Annotated in this window: 18 protein-coding genes, 1 tRNA gene and 1 pseudogene; 12 read left to right on the forward strand and 8 right to left on the reverse strand. The window is 69.2% G+C overall.

Going from position 1 to position 19,331, the window contains the following annotated elements:
* The first annotated feature begins 155 nt into the window (after window positions 1-155).
* From G5C51_RS27450 to G5C51_RS27470, 5 genes and pseudogenes are all read left to right on the forward strand, one after another.
* Window positions 156-229, forward strand: a tRNA-Gly gene (locus tag G5C51_RS27450).
* An 89-nt stretch (window positions 230-318) separates the two neighbouring features.
* Window positions 319-417, forward strand: a pseudogene (locus G5C51_RS43840) (NUDIX hydrolase); the annotation flags it as partial.
* 95 nt (window positions 418-512) lie between these two features.
* A complete protein-coding gene (locus G5C51_RS27460; protein ID WP_165240917.1) occupies window positions 513-944 on the forward strand; it encodes a hypothetical protein in 432 nt (143 codons plus the stop codon).
* Between the two features lie 187 nt (window positions 945-1,131).
* Window positions 1,132-1,902 carry a class I SAM-dependent methyltransferase gene (locus G5C51_RS27465; protein WP_165240918.1) on the forward strand — a complete coding sequence of 257 codons (771 nt, stop codon included), beginning with the start codon at window positions 1,132-1,134 and terminating at the stop codon, window positions 1,900-1,902.
* A gap of 254 nt (window positions 1,903-2,156) precedes the next feature.
* Complete coding sequence (locus G5C51_RS27470; protein WP_165240919.1) at window positions 2,157-2,594, forward strand: VOC family protein; 438 nt, start codon at window positions 2,157-2,159, stop codon at window positions 2,592-2,594.
* A 1,163-nt stretch (window positions 2,595-3,757) separates the two neighbouring features.
* Here G5C51_RS27470 and G5C51_RS27475 read toward each other — a convergent pair.
* Window positions 3,758-4,357, reverse strand: coding sequence for a TetR/AcrR family transcriptional regulator (locus G5C51_RS27475; RefSeq protein WP_165240920.1), 600 nt, complete (start codon window positions 4,355-4,357; stop codon window positions 3,758-3,760).
* Window positions 4,358-4,422: 65 nt separating this feature from the next.
* Between G5C51_RS27475 and G5C51_RS27480 the strand changes: the two genes are divergently transcribed.
* From G5C51_RS27480 to G5C51_RS27490, 3 genes are read left to right on the forward strand one after another with little or no spacing between them, the layout of a single operon-like run.
* Window positions 4,423-5,334, forward strand: coding sequence for an oxidoreductase (locus G5C51_RS27480; protein ID WP_165240921.1), 912 nt, complete (start codon window positions 4,423-4,425; stop codon window positions 5,332-5,334).
* Window positions 5,331-6,167 carry an SDR family NAD(P)-dependent oxidoreductase gene (locus tag G5C51_RS27485; protein WP_165240922.1) on the forward strand — a complete coding sequence of 279 codons (837 nt, stop codon included), beginning with the start codon at window positions 5,331-5,333 and terminating at the stop codon, window positions 6,165-6,167. The genes G5C51_RS27480 and G5C51_RS27485 overlap by 4 nt, the downstream gene beginning before the upstream one ends.
* A gap of 40 nt (window positions 6,168-6,207) precedes the next feature.
* On the forward strand, window positions 6,208-6,684 hold the full coding sequence (locus tag G5C51_RS27490) for a nuclear transport factor 2 family protein (protein ID WP_165240923.1): 477 nt from the start codon (window positions 6,208-6,210) through the stop codon (window positions 6,682-6,684).
* Window positions 6,685-6,943: 259 nt separating this feature from the next.
* Here G5C51_RS27490 and G5C51_RS27495 read toward each other — a convergent pair whose 3' ends face one another.
* The 3 genes from G5C51_RS27495 to G5C51_RS27505 all read right to left on the reverse strand — a co-directional run bounded on the left by G5C51_RS27495 (window position 6,944) and on the right by G5C51_RS27505 (window position 8,788).
* Window positions 6,944-7,561: a hypothetical protein gene (locus tag G5C51_RS27495; RefSeq protein WP_165240924.1), complete on the reverse strand. Its 618-nt coding sequence runs from the start codon at window positions 7,559-7,561 to the stop codon at window positions 6,944-6,946.
* Between the two features lie 117 nt (window positions 7,562-7,678).
* Window positions 7,679-7,921, reverse strand: coding sequence for a hypothetical protein (locus G5C51_RS27500; protein ID WP_165240925.1), 243 nt, complete (start codon window positions 7,919-7,921; stop codon window positions 7,679-7,681).
* Between the two features lie 291 nt (window positions 7,922-8,212).
* Window positions 8,213-8,788: a CGNR zinc finger domain-containing protein gene (locus G5C51_RS27505; RefSeq protein WP_165240926.1), complete on the reverse strand. Its 576-nt coding sequence runs from the start codon at window positions 8,786-8,788 to the stop codon at window positions 8,213-8,215.
* 84 nt (window positions 8,789-8,872) lie between these two features.
* Between G5C51_RS27505 and G5C51_RS27510 the strand changes: the two genes are divergently transcribed.
* Window positions 8,873-10,039, forward strand: a complete 1,167-nt coding sequence (locus tag G5C51_RS27510; RefSeq protein ID WP_165240927.1) for an epoxide hydrolase family protein — start codon at window positions 8,873-8,875, stop codon at window positions 10,037-10,039.
* Here G5C51_RS27510 and G5C51_RS27515 read toward each other — a convergent pair.
* Window positions 10,036-11,562 (reverse strand): alpha/beta hydrolase, encoded by a 1,527-nt coding sequence (locus G5C51_RS27515; protein WP_165240928.1) that lies wholly within the window; start codon window positions 11,560-11,562, stop codon window positions 10,036-10,038. The genes G5C51_RS27510 and G5C51_RS27515 overlap by 4 nt on opposite strands.
* Window positions 11,563-11,697: 135 nt before the next feature.
* On the opposite strand from G5C51_RS27515, the gene G5C51_RS27520 reads away from it, so the two are divergent.
* The gene (locus G5C51_RS27520) at window positions 11,698-13,239 is read left to right on the forward strand and encodes an alpha/beta hydrolase (RefSeq protein ID WP_165240929.1); all 1,542 of its coding nucleotides are present in this window, start codon (window positions 11,698-11,700) and stop codon (window positions 13,237-13,239) included.
* Window positions 13,240-13,303: 64 nt separating this feature from the next.
* On the opposite strand, the gene G5C51_RS27525 is transcribed toward G5C51_RS27520, so the two are convergent.
* Window positions 13,304-16,255 (reverse strand): M14 family metallopeptidase, encoded by a 2,952-nt coding sequence (locus G5C51_RS27525; protein ID WP_165240930.1) that lies wholly within the window; start codon window positions 16,253-16,255, stop codon window positions 13,304-13,306.
* 167 nt (window positions 16,256-16,422) lie between these two features.
* Here G5C51_RS27525 and G5C51_RS27530 point away from each other — a divergent pair, with 167 nt between their 5' ends.
* A complete protein-coding gene (locus tag G5C51_RS27530) occupies window positions 16,423-16,776 on the forward strand; it encodes a hypothetical protein (protein WP_165240931.1) in 354 nt (117 codons plus the stop codon).
* A gap of 15 nt (window positions 16,777-16,791) precedes the next feature.
* On the opposite strand, the gene G5C51_RS27535 is transcribed toward G5C51_RS27530, so the two are convergent.
* Both G5C51_RS27535 and eno read right to left on the reverse strand, forming a co-directional pair.
* Window positions 16,792-17,151, reverse strand: coding sequence for a YciI family protein (locus G5C51_RS27535; protein ID WP_165240932.1), 360 nt, complete (start codon window positions 17,149-17,151; stop codon window positions 16,792-16,794).
* A 77-nt stretch (window positions 17,152-17,228) separates the two neighbouring features.
* On the reverse strand, window positions 17,229-18,506 hold the full coding sequence (gene eno, locus G5C51_RS27540) for a phosphopyruvate hydratase (protein WP_165240933.1): 1,278 nt from the start codon (window positions 18,504-18,506) through the stop codon (window positions 17,229-17,231).
* 168 nt (window positions 18,507-18,674) lie between these two features.
* On the opposite strand from eno, the gene G5C51_RS27545 reads away from it, so the two are divergent.
* Window positions 18,675-19,097: a MarR family winged helix-turn-helix transcriptional regulator gene (locus tag G5C51_RS27545; protein WP_165240934.1), complete on the forward strand. Its 423-nt coding sequence runs from the start codon at window positions 18,675-18,677 to the stop codon at window positions 19,095-19,097.
* The last annotated feature ends 234 nt before the right edge of the window (window positions 19,098-19,331 follow it).

The following is a 19,331-nucleotide window of genomic DNA, read 5'->3' on the forward strand; positions in this document are numbered from 1 at the left end:
CCCCCATCCCCACCCCGGAGCATGACAAAGACCCCCGCACCGCGAGGGCCCTCAAACCACTGACCGACACCACCCACCAGGCTCCAGCCACTACGGCCGCCCGCCCGACATGAGGTACAGTGTCTCGACGATGAGCACCCCACGGGGCGCCTCACGCGGGTGTAGTTTAATGGTAGAACATGAGCTTCCCAAGCTCAGAGCGCGGGTTCGATTCCCGTCACCCGCTCCAACAGATAAGGCCCAGCTCAGGGACATGATCCCGAGACTGGGCCTTCGTGCTGTGCAGACCAGTCCTTACTTCCTCCTAAGCTCCTCGACGTGAGTAACAGCACCCGCCACGACCGGTCAACGCCGCTCCACTCGGTGTCCGTCGCCGGCGCGGTCGTCCGCGAGGACGGGCGACTGCTGGCCATCCAGCATCGGTGGAGTCCACAGCTGTGGAGTGGCTGACGGACGACGGCCCGCATGTGCGGAACCATGACGGCCGATCCCTCCTGCCCCAGCACTGAGGGATGAGCGTATTCGCGGAGTGCCTTGAGGAAGGGGAGCTCCCTGATCGATGGCGCCCTCTCATCCAGCGGTTGGCCGATCGAGCTGCAACGGACTGGCCTTCACCGCTGCCTTCAGCGGACGACTTCTATGTGTGGGATGCGATTGAGTGCCCTGCTACTCAGGCAGCAGGAGGCCTGCTCATCTGGGCAGATCTAACGCGTCCCGACACCGGTTCCGTCGTCCGCACCCTTGGCGCCCAGGTCGACACCGAAGGTCTTCGCTGCGGGCCTCTCAACGGCCACTCACCAGGAGGCCCGGAACAGCTGGAAGATCTGACCTGGTTCGCTCTGCCGTCTGCAGACCGCACCCTCACCGAACTGGCTGACGAGCTGCTCGACTGGTTCACCCGCGAAGCTCTGCGGTGGGCGCAGATCACCAAGCACGACGCATGACGCATGACGCATTGCCTCAAGGCTCCCGCGCGCCCTGAAGCCAGAGGAGCAGCAGCGGTCGACAGCCACGAGACAGCTGTCCTGTCTCGGGTGATGCTTGACACTCCGGCCGGATTCGGTGTTCCGGCGGTCGTCCAGGCGTTTCTGCGGACGCTGCGCGCGGCCGGCCGGGAATATGCTGTCGACCATGAGCGAGCAGGCCGACAGCGTCAGCGAGTACGCCGCACGCAATCAGGCCGACTGGAACACCCGGGCGGACCAGTACCAAGCCGAGCACGGAGCTTCGCTGGCCGAGCACGGTGGGTTGACCTGGAGCGGCTGGAACCTTCCCGAGGCGGAGCTGCAGGTGCTCGGCGAGGTCACCGGGCTCGACGTCCTGGAGTTCGGCTGCGGCGCCGCGCAGTGGTCGATCGGCCTGGCCCGCAAGGGCGCGCGGATGGTCGCGCTGGACCTGTCGGAACGCCAGCTCGAGCACGCCCGGCACGCGATGACGGCAGCCGGGCTGGACTTTCCGCTCGTCCAAGCCAGCGCCGAGTCCGTACCGCTGCCGGACGAGTCGTTCGACGTGGTGTTCTGTGACCACGGCGCGCTGTCGTTCGCTGATCCCTACCGCACCGTCCCGGAAGCGGCCCGACTGCTGCGGCCCGGCGGGCTGTTGGCGTTCTCGCACATGTCGCCGCTCTCGGAGCTGTGCTGGCCAGACGGTGCTGAGGGCCCGGACGAGTCGCTGCACCGCGACTACTTCAGCCTCTACCGGCTCGACCTCGATGACGGGGTGACGTTCAACCTGCCTTACGGCGGGTGGATCCGGCTGTTCCGCGCGAACGGCCTTGAGGTCCTCGACCTGATCGAGCCCCGTCCGGCTGTCGACGCGACCAGCTCGTACTGGAGTGCACGAACCCACGCCTGGGCGCGGCACTGGCCAGTCGAGTGCATCTGGCGCCTACGCAAACGCTGACATGCGGGGCACAACACCCAGGCTGGGAACTGGTTGGCAGCACCTTCTCTACATCATCAAGACGGCCCGCTCGCGGGCCGCGCGCTCCTCGCGCTCCATCGGCCTGGCCCACCTTGATGTCCTGTCTCAGCGAAGGTTGAGCAGTCTCATCGATTCCTAATGCCGTTCGTCAAGCCGCGGCACACGCTTGAGGTAGCGGGCAGGATGTGTCGGAGGTGCGCAGTACAGTCCGTTCATCCGACTGGGGAGGGCTCATGGCGACCAAGTGGAGCTTGACGATCGACTGCGCGTACCCGGGGAAACTGGCCGCGTTCTGGGCGCTGGCGTTGGGCTATGAGGAGAAGCCCGCGCCCGCAGGGTTCGGGAACTGGGAGGAGTGGTTCTCGCATCATGAGGTTCCGGAGGACGAGTGGGATGACGGGGCGTACCTCTCAGATCCGGACGGCGTGGGCCCCACCTTGTCCTTCCTGAAGGTGCCGGAGCCGAAGGTGGCGAAGAACCGGCTGCATATCGACGTGCAAGTTGGTGGCGGCCGTGAAACTCCGTGGGAGGTGCGCTGGCCGCGCGTGGTCGAGGCGGTGGAGCGGTTGACCGCTGCGGGCGCGACCGTGGTCCGCGAGTACGAGTTGCAGGGCAGGCCGGATCACGTGGTGATGGCAGACCCGGAAGGTCACGAGTTTTGCCTGGTCTGACGGGGTCGGTCCGGCCAACTGGCCGCGCGCAGCGTGTCGCGTCCCTTCCTATGCGGCAGCCCTTGCCGGCGGAGCCGGCTCGTAGCGCCGTCCGTCGCGCAGAAGGGCCCAGAGGACGTTGACGCGGCGGCGAGCGAGAGCCAGGACGAGGTGTAGAAGACGCGTTGGAGGCGGCGGTTCGAAGTCATTCGAGGCCACTGACGTGCTGGCGCCCCTCCGACCCACGGCTGGACCGGTAGGGGCGCCACGCGACGCCATGCAGCCGCAGGTATGCCACAGACGTGCCAGACCGGACGGGGAAACCACGGGGAACGGCAGTTGTCCGAGGACACGTAGCCACATAGGCCCAGGTCAGAGAACTGCCTGATCAGAGTGCTGGTGACGCACTGATCTTCCAAACTAGGGCTCAAGAGCCTTCAGTTGGCCCACTTGACTGGGTCATGAAGCCTGGTTCGTCAGCTCAGGGGATGCACCAGGAGCCAGACAATGAACCCGTCCACGACCGTCACGACCACTTCGAGAATGGCCAACAGCAGCTTTCGGCGTTTCTATTTCTGGAGTTCCTGCAAGGACCAGAACGATGAACCGAACCACTGCGGCCGAAACGAGGACGAGGACAAGCGTTAGCTCAGCCCCTGGCGATGCCTCAACTGACGACCGGCCCATAGTAGATGCTGCGCAGCGAGCCGACTGCGGTGCAGCACAGAAGTGCAGCACGCCCTGTCGGCCTACCTCGGGCAGACGGCAAGGTGCCCGCACCTCACATCGGGAGCACGGGCACCGAGGCTGAGGGACCGATCAGGCAGCAGCCGGCACAGCGCGAGGTACTGCTGGTGGTAGGGCTCCCCGGAAACGAAGGCCGCTCGTGCCCGTCACGTGCCCGATAGGCCGGGGAACCACGGAGAATGCCAGTGACGCACTGACGCTCCGGCGATCGCCGACTCGGGTCAATCCGCAGGTCAACGCTCCAATAGATGAACAAGTGGGTCCTGCCCGCGCGACTGGTACGCGGTGATGCGGCGGCGGTGGCCCCCTTCGACCGCCGCTCGCGCACCCTGCACCCGCTGCGCTGGTGGGCCCGTGAACAACGAGCGAAGTCACCGAGCACCACTGACCAGTTCTCCCCGCCCCGGCGCTCTCTCAGGCGTGCGTCGGGGCCTCCGTCACGGCGCCGCTCCCCGGAGAAATTGATTCACAGCGGTGATGGTCAGGTCGTCGAGGCGCTCTGCGCTGATCGCTCCGGCGTTGACCAGGGTGGTGATGCCGTTGATCGTGGCGTAGATGATGAGGCCGATCTCTTCAGGCGAGCCTTTGCGGAGAGCCTTGTTCTCCTGGCCCTCGCAGATGAGATCCAGGATCGGCGCGAATGCCGCTGCGGAGGACTGGGGCACGCTCGATGCCCCAGGCCGGTGCTTGGTGGCGTTCATCAACTCCAGCAGGGCCGGGTTGCCGGTGGCGAAGTGGCCGAATGCGGATGCGGCGCGGCGCATTCGCTCGGGGAACTCGCTGTCATGGTCGGACACGGCTTCGCGGATGCTCTCGCCCAGTCGGGCATAGCCCCTCTCCGCCAGGGCGTCGAGGAGGTCCTGGCGTTCCGGGAAGTGCCGACGTGGGGCGGCATGGCTGACGCCTACTTCGCGGGCGAGGTCACGCAGTGAGAGCTGACTCACGCCGCTATCCCGGATGCTGCGCTCCGCAGCCTCGAGGAGGGCGGTCCGCAGGTCGCCGTGGTGGTAGCGGCTCTGTTCGGGCTGGTCGACCATGGGCGCCACTTTAGTCGCACTATGTAGCCTTTGACAACATTGTTGTCAGTGCCTACATTGAATCCATGACTTCATTCACCGCAGCCGACATTCCACCGCAAGGCGGACGCACGATCGTCGTCACCGGTGCCAACGGTGGAGTAGGCCGGGTCACCGCGACCGTGCTCGCCGGGAAAGGCGCCCGCGTGATCCTTGCGGTCCGCAGCGAGGAGAAGGGGCGAGCCGCTGCCGCGGCGATGGGCGTCAATACCGAGGTGCGCCGCCTCGACCTGGCCGACCTCTCGTCGGTCCGTGAGTTCGCGGAGTCGTTCACCGGCCCGATCGACGTGCTGATCAACAACGCGGGGATCTCGATCCCGCCGCTGACGCGCACCGTGGACGGGTTCGAGTCCCAGTTCGGGACGAACCATCTCGGCCACTTCGCTCTGACGAACCTGCTCCTGCCGCAGGTGCGCGACCGGGTCGTCACCGTCGGGTCGCTCGTGCACCTCATCGGCAAGGTCGATGTCACCGACCTCAACTGGCACCGGAGGCGATACCGCCCCTACGGCGCCTACGGTCAGTCCAAGCTCGCGAACCACCTGTTCGCCCACGAGCTGCAACGGAAGCTTTCCGCCGCCGGCTCCTCGGTGATCTCCGTCGTGGCACACCCAGGCATCGCGACGACGAACCTGATGAACGTCGAAGGCCGCGGACTGCGGTACCGGGTGGAGAAGTCGATCGTTCAGTCGATCGCGCACTCGGCCGAAGCCGGGGCGCTCCCGAGCCTCTACGCCGCGACCGCAGACATCCCCGGTGACAGCTACATCGGCCCGAGCCGCCTGCTGGGGATGCGCGGCGCGCCCTCCCCCGCCAAGCCCGCGGCCAAGACGCGGAACGCTGAGAACGCGCGCCGCTTGTGGCAGGCATCCGAGGAGCTCACCGGTACCGCCTTCACTCTCCCTGCGGACCGGCCGCGAGAGGAGGCGGGACGATGAACCGAGTCAAGAACGAGCTGATCGTCATCTCCGGGGCATCGACCGGGATCGGGGCAGCCACCGCCCGCGAACTCGCCTCCCGCGGCTACCACGTCCTCGCCGGCGTCCGACGCGACGAGGATGCGGACGCGATCCGTGATGAGCGCATCGAGCCGGTCATCCTGGACATCACCGTCGGCGAGCACATCGAGGCCCTTGCTGCCCGGGTCGCCGATGATCCGCGGCAGCGGCCGTTGCGGGCAGTGATCAACAATGCCGGAATCGAGATCAACGCCCCCGTCGAAGTACTCCCGCTCGATACGTGGCGGGAGCAGTTCGAGGTCAACCTCTTCGGGCACATCGCCGTCATCCAGGCCCTGCTGCCGGCGCTGCGGCAGAGCAAGGGCCGGGTCGTCAACATCAGCTCCGTCGGTGCGGAAGTCGCGCTCCCCATCTACGGCGCATACGCGGGCAGCAAAGCCGCCCTCGAGTCCGCCAGCGACGCCCTGCGCCGGGAAGTCGCCGCTCAGGGCATTCAGGTCGTCATCGTCCAGTCCGGCGGGGTGAAGACCCCGATGGCCGACCGCAGCGGGCCGCTCTCACTCGAACTCGCCGAGCGCATGAAGCCTGAACACGCCGACCTCTACGGAGACCTGATCTCCTCGACCGTGCAGTTCCAGGCCTCGTTCCTGCAACGCGCCATCACCGCGGAGAAGGCCGCGCGCAAGATCGCGAAGATCACCACGACCAAGCGCCCCCGCGCCCGCTACGGCCTCGGGCCGGACGCAGCGTTCACCCTCCCGCTCAACCGCCTCATGCCCACCCGGCTCATGGACCGCGTCGTCTCCCGGTAGCCACACACCCAAGCAGTGACCACAACGAAAGGAACACCTCATGACCCTCGAAGCCGACCGCGCAGACATCATCGAACTCTTCGGCCGCTACGCCGACATCGCCGACACGAAGAACTTCGACGAACTGCCCCCGCTCGTCCACGCTGACCCTTTCACCATGGACTTTCAGTCCGTCACCGGGATGCCGCCCCTGGAAACGCCACTGCGGGACTACGCCGCCGCACTTCGCGGTTCCTTCGAACCGTTCGTTGCCACGCACCACTCCATCACCGGCCACGTCGTCACCATCAACGGCGACCGCGCCACCGCCCACGCCCACGTCCGCGCCGAGCACTGGGTCCCCGACGAGGTCGCAGGCGGCGGTCCCAACCGGTGGCTGGTCGTGGGGTTCTACGACAACGAGGCAGTACGCACCGAGCACGGCTGGCGCTTCAGCAAGGTCAAACTCACCGCCGCCTACCAGGAGAACTCCCACCTCCTCGCCGAAACGACCGCCGAAGGCACCGGGACGCGCTGAAGTGAACCGTTCCGGGTTCGACAGAGAGCTCAGATAGTGGTTGTGGCCTGGGACTTCGTGGTCGTGAGGCAGGCGCACCTCGGCTCGGCGCCCCGGAACGGGCCGACCTCGCCAACCAGTTCAGCGAACGATCGAAGATCAGCCCGCGAAAGCTGTGTCATTCCCAAGCCGGGCCGTTGTGTTGTCCAGGCCGGCGTTCACCGCCTGGGCCGCCGGCGAGCACGCCAAGCACGATGATGACGGCGCCAGTGGAGCTGTCTCAGCGGGCGGGAGTGTTGATCTTGTCGGCCTTGGGCTTCAGGTAGTCCTCGGCGTGCGGCGAGATCGCGATCTGCACGTCGAGCGGCACGTTCTGGGTGCGGGGGATGCCGAACCAGCTGAATCGCAGCGGCACCTCGATACCGCTCAAGGTGGCCACGCCATCCGAATTACGCTGAAAGCGCCGGTCGGGGTCGCCGATCGTACTCGTGAACTCCACCCGCATCTCCTCGCCCGGGGCCAGGGTGAAGGGCGGCGTGAGCTTGCCCGCGGGCTTGTCGCTGAAGATGTCGGCGCTGAACCGCAAAGACTGCGGCTGCCAGATCGCCACCGGGCTCTGAGCGCGCTTGGCCGCGAGCGCCGGCTCGGGGTCGATGACCTTCAGGTCGAGTGAGCTGTCATTGCGCAGCGTCAGCCGCATGGTGATCTCTGCCCTCGGCTCCTGCCGCACCAGGATGTTGTGGCTGTGCCCGGCGCCCAGCGTCAGGGCGGAATTCTCAAGCTCCCACGCATCGCCGGATGACATCGGCTTCATCCACGTCGAGCCTTGTTGTATCGGCTGCAATCGGGCGAACCAGGTCCCCGCCACAGCCAGTACGACGGCGATGGCGGCAGACACGGCAGCAAGCCACACCCGGGGCCTGTTGAGCCGGCGAAGTGCGGTCTGCGGTCGGCTGCTCACTGGAGCCACCACCGCCACCGGCCACGCGGCAACGACGGCACGTCACGGGGCTCGTCAGCGGGCATCGGCGGGCTTCCACGTTCCCTTTGGGCCGAGCATGCCGCGCTCGGCCGCTCGCCCGGTGCACTCCGCGGGGACGCGGTAGAACTCGGCGACGAGATGGTCGCTGTAACGGCGGGCCGCGGCGGCCTTCTTGGCGAAACGGTCGAGGATCTTGTCGCATCTCTCCTCGGCCCGCATGTCGCCGACCATCGGCACACCGACCGCGGCACCGGCCGCGACGACGACGGCGGCCACTGCGACGACGAGAGTCCGGCGGCCGGTGAAATATCGGCTTCTTCTGGTTCTGACCGTCAAAGGCTGTTGATCTCCAAGGTCGGGTGTCGCGCCGCCCGCTTGTTTACGTGGTCTTGAACCCTGCTCGCCACGCCCTCAAACAGGACGAGCCGCCGGTAGCAGACAAGGCGGACGTGAGTCACGCCACCGTCTTGGACGGTTGCAGCCCCGAACCACCAATAAGCCCCGCAAAGAAGGCGTTGAAGCTTGTAGGACCTGACGGGGCAACACCCAAACCGGAGGCGGCGTTGGTTACTTCGCCCGGCTTGGGGATTTGCGGTGGGCGGCGTTGTAGCGGGCCTTCTTCTGGCGGTTGCCGCAGGTGTTCATGTCGCACCATTTGCGGGTGTGGCTTTGGCTGGTGTCGAAGAAGGCGGCTTGGCAGGTGGGGGAGGCGCAGAGGGCCAGGCGGCCGTCGCGTTCGCCGGCGAGGATGCTGATGGCGTCGGCGGCGATCACGCTCAGGGCATCTTCTACGAGGGAGGCCGGGCTTAGGCGCCATTGGCGGGCGCCTTCCGGGGTCAGGACGGCTGCGGCCCTGCCCTGAGCGCTGCGGTCGTTGATGATCTTTACGGCCGGCGCGGGGAGAGCCTCCTGGAGCGCGGCCGCTGTTGCGGCGGCGTGGATCGACTCCCGTAGGTCCCGGGCCAGTTCCAGCTGGGCGGGGGTGCAGGAGTCCACTGCGAGGTCGTATTCCGCCAGCCAGTCGATCAAGCGCTGCGGTGTCGGGATGCGCTCCACAGGATCGCCGTGACGCTCCGACAGCGTGCCCGTGAAGCTGGTCGACAGCACGTTGCCGAGGCGGAAGTCAGGGAAGCCGGTGCGCATGGAACCAGCTTAGCCGGTTGCGCGGCGCGAGCGAGAAATGCTAGAACCGTCTTAGCCGGTTCTTGCGTCCAGCCAGGAGGTCTCATGTCCCGTCCGAGCAGCGACGACGTGCACGCGTTTGAAGCCCGCGCGAGCGACGCCGACCTCGATGATCTGCGGGCTCGGCTGGCCGCGGTGCGGTTGCCGGAGGCTGAGACCGTTCAGCGGCCGGCGCCCGATCCCCGGCGCTGGGACCAGGGCGTTCCGCTCGCCGACCTCGTCGATGTGGTGGATTACTGGCGCACCACGTACGACTGGCGGGCGTTCGAGAAGCGGCTCGAGCAGATCGGGCAGTTCCGTACGACCATTGATGGTCTGGGTATCCACTTCCTGCACCGCCGGTCCGCGCGGGCGGACGCCACTCCGCTGCTGCTGACGCACGGGTGGCCGGACAGCATCGTCCGGTTCGTGGATGTCGTGGAGGAGTTGGCGGATCCGGAGGATGCCGACGCGCCGGCGTTTCACGTCGTGGTTCCTTCGCTGCCGGGGTTTGGGTACAGCGACAGGCCGGCCGCCACCGGGTGGGGGACCGAGAAGATCGCGGCTGCCTGGGTGGAGTTGATGGGGCGGCTCGGCTACGACAAGTTCGCTGCCCACGGCGGTGACTGGGGCGGCAATATCACCACGGTGCTCGGCGGGCGGTTCCCTGAGCATGTGCTCGGGATCCACACCACGTTCGCGGAGGGGCCGCCCGGGCTGGCGATGGACGGGCTGACGGCGGTCGAGCGTGAGTGGGCCGAGGAGACCCGGGATTTCTGGCGGCAGCGCGCGGCGTACGCGAAGCTGCAGGCGACCCGGCCGCAGACCATCGGCTACTCGCTTGTCGACTCGCCGGTCGGGCTGCTGGCCTGGATCCTCGACAAGTTCGCCGAGTGGTCGGACACCGAGGACAGCCCGTTCGAGAGGATTTCCATCGACCGGGTTCTTGATGACGTCACGCTGTACTGGCTGACGCGGACCGGTGCGTCGGCGGCCCGTATCTATTACGAGAGCCACAACTCGCTGGATCCCGAACTCCGGGTCGATGTCCCGTCGGCGCTCACCATGTACCCGCGCGATGTCGAGAAGTGCCCGCGTCCTTGGGCACAACAGCGGTACCGGCAGATCGTCCGCTGGCGGACGCCCGAGGCCGGGGGGCATTTCGCGGCGCTCGAAGTCCCCGAGTACTTCGTGAAGGATCTACGGGAGGGCCTCGCGGCAGTGCTCTCCTAAGCGTCCCTGTCGTGGCACGTCTTGTTCCCGGCCGGGAGCTTGCCGCGCAGCAGGAAGTCGTCGACCACCTGCTGCGTGCAGCGGCCTTTCGGGTAGAAGAGGTGGCCGCCGGAGTCGTTGGTGACCAGGGTGGCGTCCGCGAGCTGGCCCTCTACGCCGCGGGCGCCGCTGACCGGGGTGGCCGGGTCGTTACGGTTGTTGACCAGCAGGATCTCCGGTGCGCCCTCGGCCGTCAGCGCGCGGCCTGCCAGCGGGATGGAGGGCGCCGGCCACTTCGCGCACCGCCAGATGGCGCCGGCCGCGAACTCCCTGCCGAACAGCGGGGCGTCGCGCCCGGCTTCGGCGATCGACTCCCTGACCGCCTCGGGCGTGCGGTCCTCGGGGCGGTGCTGGATGCAGTCGACGGCGGAGTTGCCGCCGACCGCGTCCTCGTCCGGGTCGGGGCTTCCGTCGCCGGCCTCGAGGAAGGCGCCGAGCGGGCGGCCGTCGCCGGCGAAGGCGGCGGCCAGCGCCTTGGACAGGGCGGGCCATGCGCCTTCCTGGTACATGGCCTGGTAGATGCCCTGTACGAGGGTCTCGGCGCCGACCGGCGGGGTGCCGCGGCCGGTCGCCAGCGGCTTGGACCGCGCCCGGTCGACCAGGCCGTCGATCTTCGCCAGCACCGCGGCGCGGCGGCTGCCCATCGGGCAGTGGCCCTTGTCCAGGCAGGACTGCACGAAGACGCCCAGGGCGGTTTCGAACGCCACCGCGCGGGCGGCATAGTCGCGGGCCGTGGTCGGGTTGACGACCGAATCCAGCGCCATGCGGCCGACCCGGCGAGGGAACTGCTCGGCGTAGAACTGCCCGAGCTCGGTGCCGTACGAGAAGCCGAGGTAGTCGAGCTTGTCCGCGCCCAGGGCGGCGCGGACGACATCGAGGTCGCGGGCGGCGTTGTCGCTGCCGACGAAGGGCAACAGGTCGCCGGACTTCTTCTCGCAGCTCCGCGCGAAGGCCTCCGCCACCTTTGCCGGGTCGGTCTCCCGCTGCTGGAGACGGGAGTATTCGCGGTACGTCATGCAGCGCACCGGGCTGCTCCTGCCGACGCCGCGCGGGTCCATGCCGATGATGTCGTAGCGGGCCCGCAGCTTGCTGCTGAGCTGGTCAGGGGCGGTCTGGTAGACGTACTCCAGGCCGGACTCGCCAGGCCCGCCGGGGTTGGTCAGCAGCGGGCCGAGGCGGTGGTCCCGGTCGGTCGCGGGCAGGCGGTTGAGCGCCAGCTCGATCCGCTTGCCGTCCGGCCGGTCGTAATCCAGGGGGACGGTGACCGACGCGCACTCGAACTCCGGCGGCTCGTCCTGGTCTTGCTGAGGCTGGGGGACGTCGGCCGCGGGGCACGGCTTCCAGTCCACCTTTTGGTCGTGGAACCGGGCGAGGTCGTCGTCCGAGGTCACCTGCCGGGAGGCGGTGCCCATGCCGCACCCGGCGAGCAGGACACCGCCCGCCGCCAGCCCGACGACGACGAGTCGGCTGCTGCTGCCTCGCATGACTGCTGTCCTTGGAGAGGAGTGCGCGTACAACAGCGACGCTACGGCCGGCCGGGCGGCGGCGCAGCGCGAGAGAGCAGCACCGGGGGCCAGTCGGCGTGCGGAGGCGCGGGACCCGCCCTAGCCTGACCTCAAATGAGCACAAAAGGTACGTCTGGCATATCGCGGCGGGCCGCCGCATCCAGCACCACCGCGGCACTCGCCCTCCTCGCCCCCGCGCTGCTCGGCGGCTGCGCGGAAGCCAAGCCGGATCTCGGCCGTTTCTACGACCAGCGGATCCGGTGGGCCGCCTGCACCGGCCAGGACCGCCCCAGGAATACGGAGGGCGACGCCGCCGCAGGCATGCAGTGCGCCAAGCTCACCGTCCCGGTCGACTACGCCGAGCCCGCGCAGGGCACCATCAAGATCGCGCTGGCCCGTTTCCACCGGCAGCAGAACGACAAGGGCTCCGTAGTCACCAACTTCGGCGGGCCCGGCGCCTCCGGAGTCGATTCCCTGCCCGGCTTCCGCGAGCACGGCTCCCGCCTCGCCCCCGGCTACGACCTGGTCAGCTTCGACCCCCGCGGCGTCGGCCGCAGCTCGCCCCTGCGCTGCGGCGACGAGGCCGCGGAGGACCGGCTCGAGCGGGAGCTCGTCGAGAACGCACCGGCGCCCGGGGACGCCGCCGACGATGTGGCCGGCGCGAAGGAGTACGCGGCGGCCTGCCACCGCGACAACGGGCCGGTCATCGACCACGTCGGCACCCTCGACACCGCGCGCGATCTGGACGTCCTGCGGCAGGCGCTCGGCGAGCAGAAGCTCCACTACTTCGGCATCTCGTACGGCACCCGGCTCGGCGCCACCTACGCGGGCCGGTTCCCCGACCGGACCGGGCGGATGGTGCTGGACGCCGTGGACACCCTGGACCTGCCGGCCGAGCGCGACGGCCGGGCCCTGGCCCGGGCCTCACAGCAGGCCCTGGACGCCTTCGCGGCGGACTGCGCCGCCCGGGCGGGCTGCGCCCTCGGCACCACCGCCGATCAGGTCCGCGGCACCATCGAGGCCGAGACCGACCGGCTGACGGCGGCACCGGTCCGTATGCCGGGCGGGAAGGACTTCACCGCGCCTGACCTGCGCAACGCCATCTGGGCCGCCCTCCTCTCCCGCTCGTTCTGGCCGCAGCTGGAGCAGGGCCTGGCGCGGCTGGTGCGGTCCGGCGACCCGGAGATCCTGGCCGGCTTCAATCAGGGGATGGACAGCGTCCTGGAGGGCGGCGGCACGGAAGCCCTGATCGCCGTCAACTGTCAGGACGACCCGGTCCGGCCGGCCGACCCCGCGCGGGTGACGGCGGAGGAACGCAAGCGGCTGACCGCTGAGTACCCCTACTTCGCCCCCATGGTGGGCGGCCTGGCCGCCACCTGCGCCGGGTGGCCGGCGGGCACCGGCTTCATCCGCGGGATCGACCGCCCCCGCGGCCCGGAGATCCTGGCCATCGGGACCCGGATCGACCCCGCGACCCCGTACGAATGGGCCGAGGAGACCGCGCGGAAGCTCGGCGCCACGCTGGTGACGTACGACAGCGTGGGCCATGGCGCCAATGGCTCGCCCTGCGTCGCGAAGAAGATCACGGCCTTCTACGCGTCCGGCACGCTGCCACCCGAGGGCACCACCTGCCCGGCCGACGAGCCCACCGGCTGACGACCTCGGCCCGGCTGCTGGTGGCAGCCGGGCCGGGGTTCCGTGACTGTCAGCGGGTCAGCCGTCAGCGGCTCAGCGCCGCAAGCGCCTTCCCCATGAGTTGGTTACGGGCCGGCTGGGACGGGATGTGTTCCAGCCCGAAGCCGATCAGGACGCTGTCGCGCGTCGTGACTGCCGCATACGGCTTGTAGAGCTCGCCGGTGCGGGACCAGTCGCCCGTGATGTTGGCGCTTCCTGGCGGTTGTGGTGACACCTTCCAGGCGCCGAGCGACGTCTCGAAGCCCTCGGTCTCCTTGACCTCGCCGCCCACCACCACCTGGGCGTTGTCGGCGAAGACGCCGCGCAGCCCGGACGACGGGTCGGTGACCTTGCTCAGGGATACCTCGACCTTCTTCCCCGCGTACGCGCTGAGGTCGAAGGCCAGTGGCTTCCAGCCGTCGGAGGCGTCGGTCAGGGAGTTCCAGGCGCCGCTCGTACCGCTCGCGGTGCAGGTGCTGCCGCTGCGGGTGAGATAGCGGGACAGGAACGGATGGTCCTCCATGAAGAACCCGGCCCCGCACTCCTCGGGGACGGTCTGCGAGGTGTTGCCGTTCTTGTCGGCCAGCGTCGTCCAGTCGTCGCCGCCGTCCGTGCGCGCTTCGAGCAGCGCGTGGTCGTAGCCGGGTTCGACGTTCCAGTTCGCGGCCAGCCGCAGCTCCGGCGCGTCGGCCGCGCTCACCCCGGTCAGGTCGATGGTCCGGGTGAGCCGCTGCCAGTCGCTGTCCGCGTGCACCGACGAGGCCATGCCCGCGCCTTCGTACGGGGCGTACGGGTTGGCCACGCCGGGATACGAGCCCGCCTGCGCGCTCCTGAACTGCGGGAACTCATCCGCCGGCAGGGTGTCCGAGGTGACCGTGTAGCGGCCGGCGCTGTCCAGCGGATTGCCCTCGGCTCCCGTGACGGGGGTGTCGACGCCGCCCAGGGCGCCGTCACCGTCGAAGGTGGTGGCGCCGGGCGCCGTGAGGCGCTCGTACGCACCCAGGTAGTACTGCGCGAAGTCGTTGGAATTCGCGCGTCCGAGGCGGACGTTCCCGCCGGCGCGCTCGCCGGCGACGACGACCTTGCCGCCTTCGTTGAGGTACGCCCGTATCGCCAGGGTCGTGGGACCGCCGGGTGCCGGGTCGCCCGTGTAGTGCACCACGGTGGAGAAGTGCGCCAGGACCGCCAGCGGATGCGGAGCGCCCTGGGTGGCGACGTCCCACACCACCGCGCTGCGGCCATTGGCCTTCAGCGCGTCCACGTACTTCTGGGCGTGCTTCTGGGCGGCGCCTTCCTCCGCCACCACGAGGGTGGAGGCGCGGGGCCGCTCGGCGACGGTGTACGTGAAGTGCTCGCTGGAGACCCGCTCGCCCTTCTGCGTACGGCCGGTGTACCAGACCTCGACCTTGTCGCCCGGACCGGCGTCCTCGACCTTCTCGCGGTACTCGTCGAAGTAGAGGTTGTCCTCGCCGCCGAAGCGCTCACCGCCGCGCCAGGAGTCCAGGTCCTCGTCGTGCGTACGGCCGCCGTTGATGCGGTAGTTGAGCTCCTTGTCGCGCACCGACTTGCGGGCGGTGACGGACACTTCCTGGTCCGCGCCCCGGGCGTACGAGGTGGCGAACGTGTCGGCCGTGAAGTCCGGCGCGTCGATGCCGACCGGTGAGGACGGCTGGTCGGGGTGCATCGCGGTCTCGGCGACCGCGAGCGCGAACGGGATGTTCTTGGTGAACTCGTCCTGGATCAGCTTCTCGTCGTCCGGGAAGGTGAAGACCGAGGCGCAGTCCTCGGGCTTCCAGGGGTCGTTCGGATCGAGGTTGGAGATGGTCTGGCAGGTCGACATCTCCGGCGTGAACATCGCCGCGCCGTTGACGTTGGCCGCGTGACCGTCCGTGTCGCCGTTGGTGGTGTACAGCTCGGACGAGATCTGCGGACGGTAGCCGGGCACCGCGGAGTTCTCCGGTGTGCCGGCAAGGGCCCGGTACAGCACATCGTCCGGGGACGGCGTGGCCACCTGCCAGCCCACTCCGTAGAGCAGCAGCTGGGCAGCGGAGTGGTAGTTGATCCCGTACGTGAAGCCGATCCGCTTCTGGAAGCGGTCCATCGCCGCCGTCTCGGGCTCGGACATCGGGGTGGTGCCGCGATAGGTCTCGCTGGAGAAGTCGGGGGACGAACCCTCGTTGTCGTAGCCCCACTTGTAGGCGAAGTTGCGGTTGAGGTCGACGCCGTCGGCGGCGGTGTGGGTGCCGTCCTTGTCGTTGTCCCGCATGTTCTTGCGCCATTGGCGGTTGCCGTCGGTCGCGTGCGTGAAGTCGTAGCCGTCCGGGTTGGCGGAGAGGACGAACCACAGCTCGGTGCTGTCGACGATCTTGGTGATCCTCGGGTCCTTGCCGTAGTTGTCGAGGTAGTGGTGCATCATGCGGCGGGTCATCTCGGGAGTGATCCACTCGCGGGCGTGCTGGTTGGACAGGTAGAGCGTGGAGGGCTTGGAGCCGTCGCGGGCGCGGTCGGCGTTCTTGCTGACCTTGAGCGCGAGGATGTCCTGGCCCTTGACGGTCTTGCCGATCGACACGACCTTCGTGAGTTTGTCGTGCGCCTGGCCGGTCTTGACGATCTCCTCTTTGAGCCCGCCCTTTCCGCCGTACGGGCGGAAGACGCCGTCGCCGGCGGCCGCGAGCTTCTTCTGGGCCGCCGCGGAGACCTCGTGCTCGCGCATCTCGATGCCCTGCCCGCGGAGCCGGTCGGCCTGCTTGTCGGTCAGATACAGCTCGACGTCGGCGGTGCCCTTCTGCGGTGCGCGCTCGGCCAGTTCATGCCCGTCCTGGCCGGCCTTCAGCAGCAGCGGCACCTGCTCCTTGGTGACCTCGGCGCGGAAGACCTTGATGGCATCCGCGGCCGCCGGGTCCGCCCCCGGCCCCTTCGCCTGGACAGGCGGTGCGGCGAGCAACCCGCCCGCCAGGAGTGCGGCCGCGGTGAGCACCGCGCTTGCTCTTCGTCTCATGAGCCCCCCTTGCTGTGATGCGGCACATTTGTGCGCAGATGCCAGGCTCATCACTGCTCATGATCATGTCAATACGACAGGTTGCCCCGGCCGGGCGGTCGGTCGGCGCGTTCCGGGTCCGCGTACGCTGTCAGGCGCTCGCCCTATTCGTCGGAAAGGTCGCCGTGGTGGATGAACCCACGCTGGACGCGCTGTTCGTCCGCCGTCCCGAACGGTGGGGGCTGCGCGGCGATCCGGTGGTGTGGCAGCAGCTGCAGGAGCGGCTGCGCGGGCGGCCGATCCCCGGGTTCCTGCCGGCCATCGGCACCATCGTGGAGTCCGAATTCGCCGCCATCACCGGCGTGGAGCTGCCGTCCCGGCCCGGCCTGGACGACCACCGCTACCTCCGGCACCTGGCGACCGGCTCCGGCATGAGCGACGGCACCGTCTCGCTCCACTTCTGGCGCCACACCGCCCTCCCGATCCTGATCGACCGGGCCGCGGCGGCCCGGTCGGCGGCAGCCCGGGCGGCGGACTCCTGACCGGCGGAGCCGGGCTCAGCCGTGGTCGACCAGGGGGCGCACTTCGACGGCGCTGTGGTCGTGTGATGCCTCGGTCAGGGTGCTCGCGAGCGCGGTTGCCTCGTCGAGGTCCGCGGTCTCCAGGATGTAGAAGCCGCCGATGACCTCCTTCGTCTCCATGAACGGGCCGTCGCTGATCAGCGGGCGGTCGCCGGAGCCGGCGCCGCCGACGGTGACGGCCGTCCCGGAGGCCTGCAGCTGCCCGGAGCCGAGGATCGCCGCGCCCGCTTTGGCCGCAAAGGCACGGTGTCCCTCGTCGATCTGTGCGCTCTCCGCCGGCGACATGTTCGCCCACCGCTGCTCGTCGCCGTAAATGAGAACCAGGTACTTCGCCATCTCGAATCTCCTCCGGTACGGGGCCAGGACCGCCCCTCTCACTCACCCCGACGAACGGGCGCGCCGCCGATCGACAGTCAGCGGAGCAGCGCTTCCGCGCCGGCGTAGCGCGCGGTGTCGCCCAGCTGCTCCTCGATGCGGATGAGTTGGTTGTACTTGGCGGTGCGGTCGGAGCGCGAGAGGGAGCCGGTCTTGATCTGGCCGCAGCCCGTGGCCACCGCCAGGTCGGCGATGGTCGTGTCCTCGGTCTCGCCCGAGCGGTGCGACATGACGACGGTGTAGCCCGCGCGGTGAGCGGCGGCCACGGTGGCCAGGGCCTCGGTCAGGGTGCCGATCTGGTTGACCTTCACCAGGATGGAGTTGGCGACGCCGGTGGCGATGCCCTCGCGGAGGAGGGTCTCGTTCGTGCAGAAGACGTCGTCGCCGGTGAGCTGGCAGCGGGCGCCGACCCGTTCGGTCAGGTCTCGCCAGCCCGGCAGGTCGTCCTCGGCCATCGGGTCCTCGATCGACACGATGGGGTAGGCGTCGATCAACTTGACCAGGTAGTCGGCCTGTTCGGCGGGGGTGCGCCGTACGCCCTCCCCGGTGTAGTCGTAGACCCCGTCGCGGAAGAACTCGGACGACGCCGGGTCCATCACCAGGCCGATGTCGGTGCCCGGCCGGTAGCCGGCGCGCTCGACGGCCCGCACCACGAAGTCGAGGGCCTCCTCGGCGGTGCGCAGCGCGGGGGCGAAGCCGCCCTCGTCGCCGACGCCCGTGGAGTGGCCGGCGGCGAGGAGGTCGCGGCGGAGGGTGTGGAAGATCTCGGAGCCCATCCGGACGGCCTCGGCGAAGGTCTGCGCGCCGATCGGGGCGATCATGAACTCCTGGAAATCCAGCGGATTGTCGGCGTGCGCGCCCCCGTTGACGATGTTCATCATCGGTACGGGCAGCACCCGGGCGTCCGCGCCGCCGAGGTAGCGGTAGAGCGGCAGGCGGTGGGCGGCGGCCGCGGCCTTCGCGGTGGCGAGCGAGACGCCGAGGAGGGCGTTGGCGCCGAGCCGGGACTTGGCGGGGGTGCCGTCCGTGGCGACGAGGGCGGCGTCGAGGCCGGCCTGGTCCTCGGCGTCGCGGCCGGTGACGGCGGCCGCAAGCTCGGTGTTGACGTTACGTACCGCCTGGTCGACGCCCTTGCCGTGCCAGCGGTCCTGGTCGCCGTCGCGGAGTTCTACGGCCTCGCGGGCGCCGGTCGAGGCGCCGGAGGGGACGGCGGCGCGGCCGAGGGAGCCGTCCGCGAGCTCCACGTCGACCTCGACGGTGGGGTTGCCCCGGCTGTCGAGGATGCTGCGGCCGGTGACGGAGGTGATGGCAGTCATGGGAGCCCTTCCCGTTGTCGTACGTGCCGGGCTCGGGCTGCGGCGACGGTGGCGCTTGGCCCGGCATGGCCGACTCTACAGCAGTGCTGTTTAGTTTTGCTATTCAGTTGTGCTGTGCAGTTCTGCTGCGCAGTCCTGCTGTGCAGCTGTGCTGCGTTAAAGTTCGGTATGCCCCTTCCGGAATCCGCCGCCGTCGCGGCTGAGCTGCGTACCGCGATGGGAAAGCTCACCCGGCGCGTAAAGCTCGAGGACCAGATGCCGCTCGGCCAGGTGGCCGTCCTCGGCGCGCTGGACCGCAGCGGCGCGATGACCACCAGCGAACTGGCAGCCGACCAGCGGGTCCGCCCGCAGTCCATGGCCCGGGCCGTCGGCCTGCTCATGGAGCAGGGCCTGATCACCCGCCGCGCGCACCCGACCGACGGCCGCAAGAGCCTGGTCGAGCTGTCCGGCGCGGGGCGGGCGCTGCTGGAGGAGGAGCGGGAGCGCCGGGCGGACTGGCTGGCGCGGGCGATCGAGGCGGAATTGACGGGGGCGGAGCGGGAGTTGCTGGCGCGAGCGATCGGGCTGGTGGAGCGACTCGCGGCGCACTAAGCCCCTACGGCGCACTGGTCCGCGCGGTGGGCTGGGCCGGGCGGCATCGTTGCGGCCCGTGGCCATGCCCGCGCGGCGCGGGATCAGCCCGCGGCCCTGCCCGCGCGGCGCACTAGGCCGCGCAGCGTCGGATCAGCCCGCGACCGTGCCCGCGCGGCGGGCAATGTGCGGCGGTACGGCGATATCTCCCGGCAGCTTCGGATCTGCCACCGGCTCCCCCCACCGCGCCACCAC

This window comes from Streptomyces coryli (genome assembly GCF_011044975.1).
In the GTDB taxonomy this organism is placed as follows: Bacteria; Actinomycetota; Actinomycetes; order Streptomycetales; family Streptomycetaceae; genus Streptomyces; species Streptomyces coryli.

Coding starts and splice junctions, on each gene's coding strand:
- G5C51_RS27535 (WP_165240932.1), bottom strand. CDS start 17,151: ATGGCGAAGTACCTGGTTCTCATTTACGGCGACGAGCAGCGGTGGGCG.
- G5C51_RS27525 (WP_165240930.1), bottom strand. CDS start 16,255: ATGAGACGAAGAGCAAGCGCGGTGCTCACCGCGGCCGCACTCCTGGCG.
- G5C51_RS27545 (WP_165240934.1), top strand. CDS start 18,675: ATGCCCCTTCCGGAATCCGCCGCCGTCGCGGCTGAGCTGCGTACCGCG.
- G5C51_RS27515 (WP_165240928.1), bottom strand. CDS start 11,562: ATGCGAGGCAGCAGCAGCCGACTCGTCGTCGTCGGGCTGGCGGCGGGC.
- eno (WP_165240933.1), bottom strand. CDS start 18,506: ATGACTGCCATCACCTCCGTCACCGGCCGCAGCATCCTCGACAGCCGG.
- G5C51_RS27510 (WP_165240927.1), top strand. CDS start 8,873: ATGTCCCGTCCGAGCAGCGACGACGTGCACGCGTTTGAAGCCCGCGCG.
- G5C51_RS27480 (WP_165240921.1), top strand. CDS start 4,423: ATGACTTCATTCACCGCAGCCGACATTCCACCGCAAGGCGGACGCACG.
- G5C51_RS27490 (WP_165240923.1), top strand. CDS start 6,208: ATGACCCTCGAAGCCGACCGCGCAGACATCATCGAACTCTTCGGCCGC.
- G5C51_RS27520 (WP_165240929.1), top strand. CDS start 11,698: ATGAGCACAAAAGGTACGTCTGGCATATCGCGGCGGGCCGCCGCATCC.
- G5C51_RS27475 (WP_165240920.1), bottom strand. CDS start 4,357: ATGGTCGACCAGCCCGAACAGAGCCGCTACCACCACGGCGACCTGCGG.
- G5C51_RS27470 (WP_165240919.1), top strand. CDS start 2,157: ATGGCGACCAAGTGGAGCTTGACGATCGACTGCGCGTACCCGGGGAAA.
- G5C51_RS27505 (WP_165240926.1), bottom strand. CDS start 8,788: ATGCGCACCGGCTTCCCTGACTTCCGCCTCGGCAACGTGCTGTCGACC.
- G5C51_RS27465 (WP_165240918.1), top strand. CDS start 1,132: ATGAGCGAGCAGGCCGACAGCGTCAGCGAGTACGCCGCACGCAATCAG.
- G5C51_RS27460 (WP_165240917.1), top strand. CDS start 513: ATGAGCGTATTCGCGGAGTGCCTTGAGGAAGGGGAGCTCCCTGATCGA.
- G5C51_RS27485 (WP_165240922.1), top strand. CDS start 5,331: ATGAACCGAGTCAAGAACGAGCTGATCGTCATCTCCGGGGCATCGACC.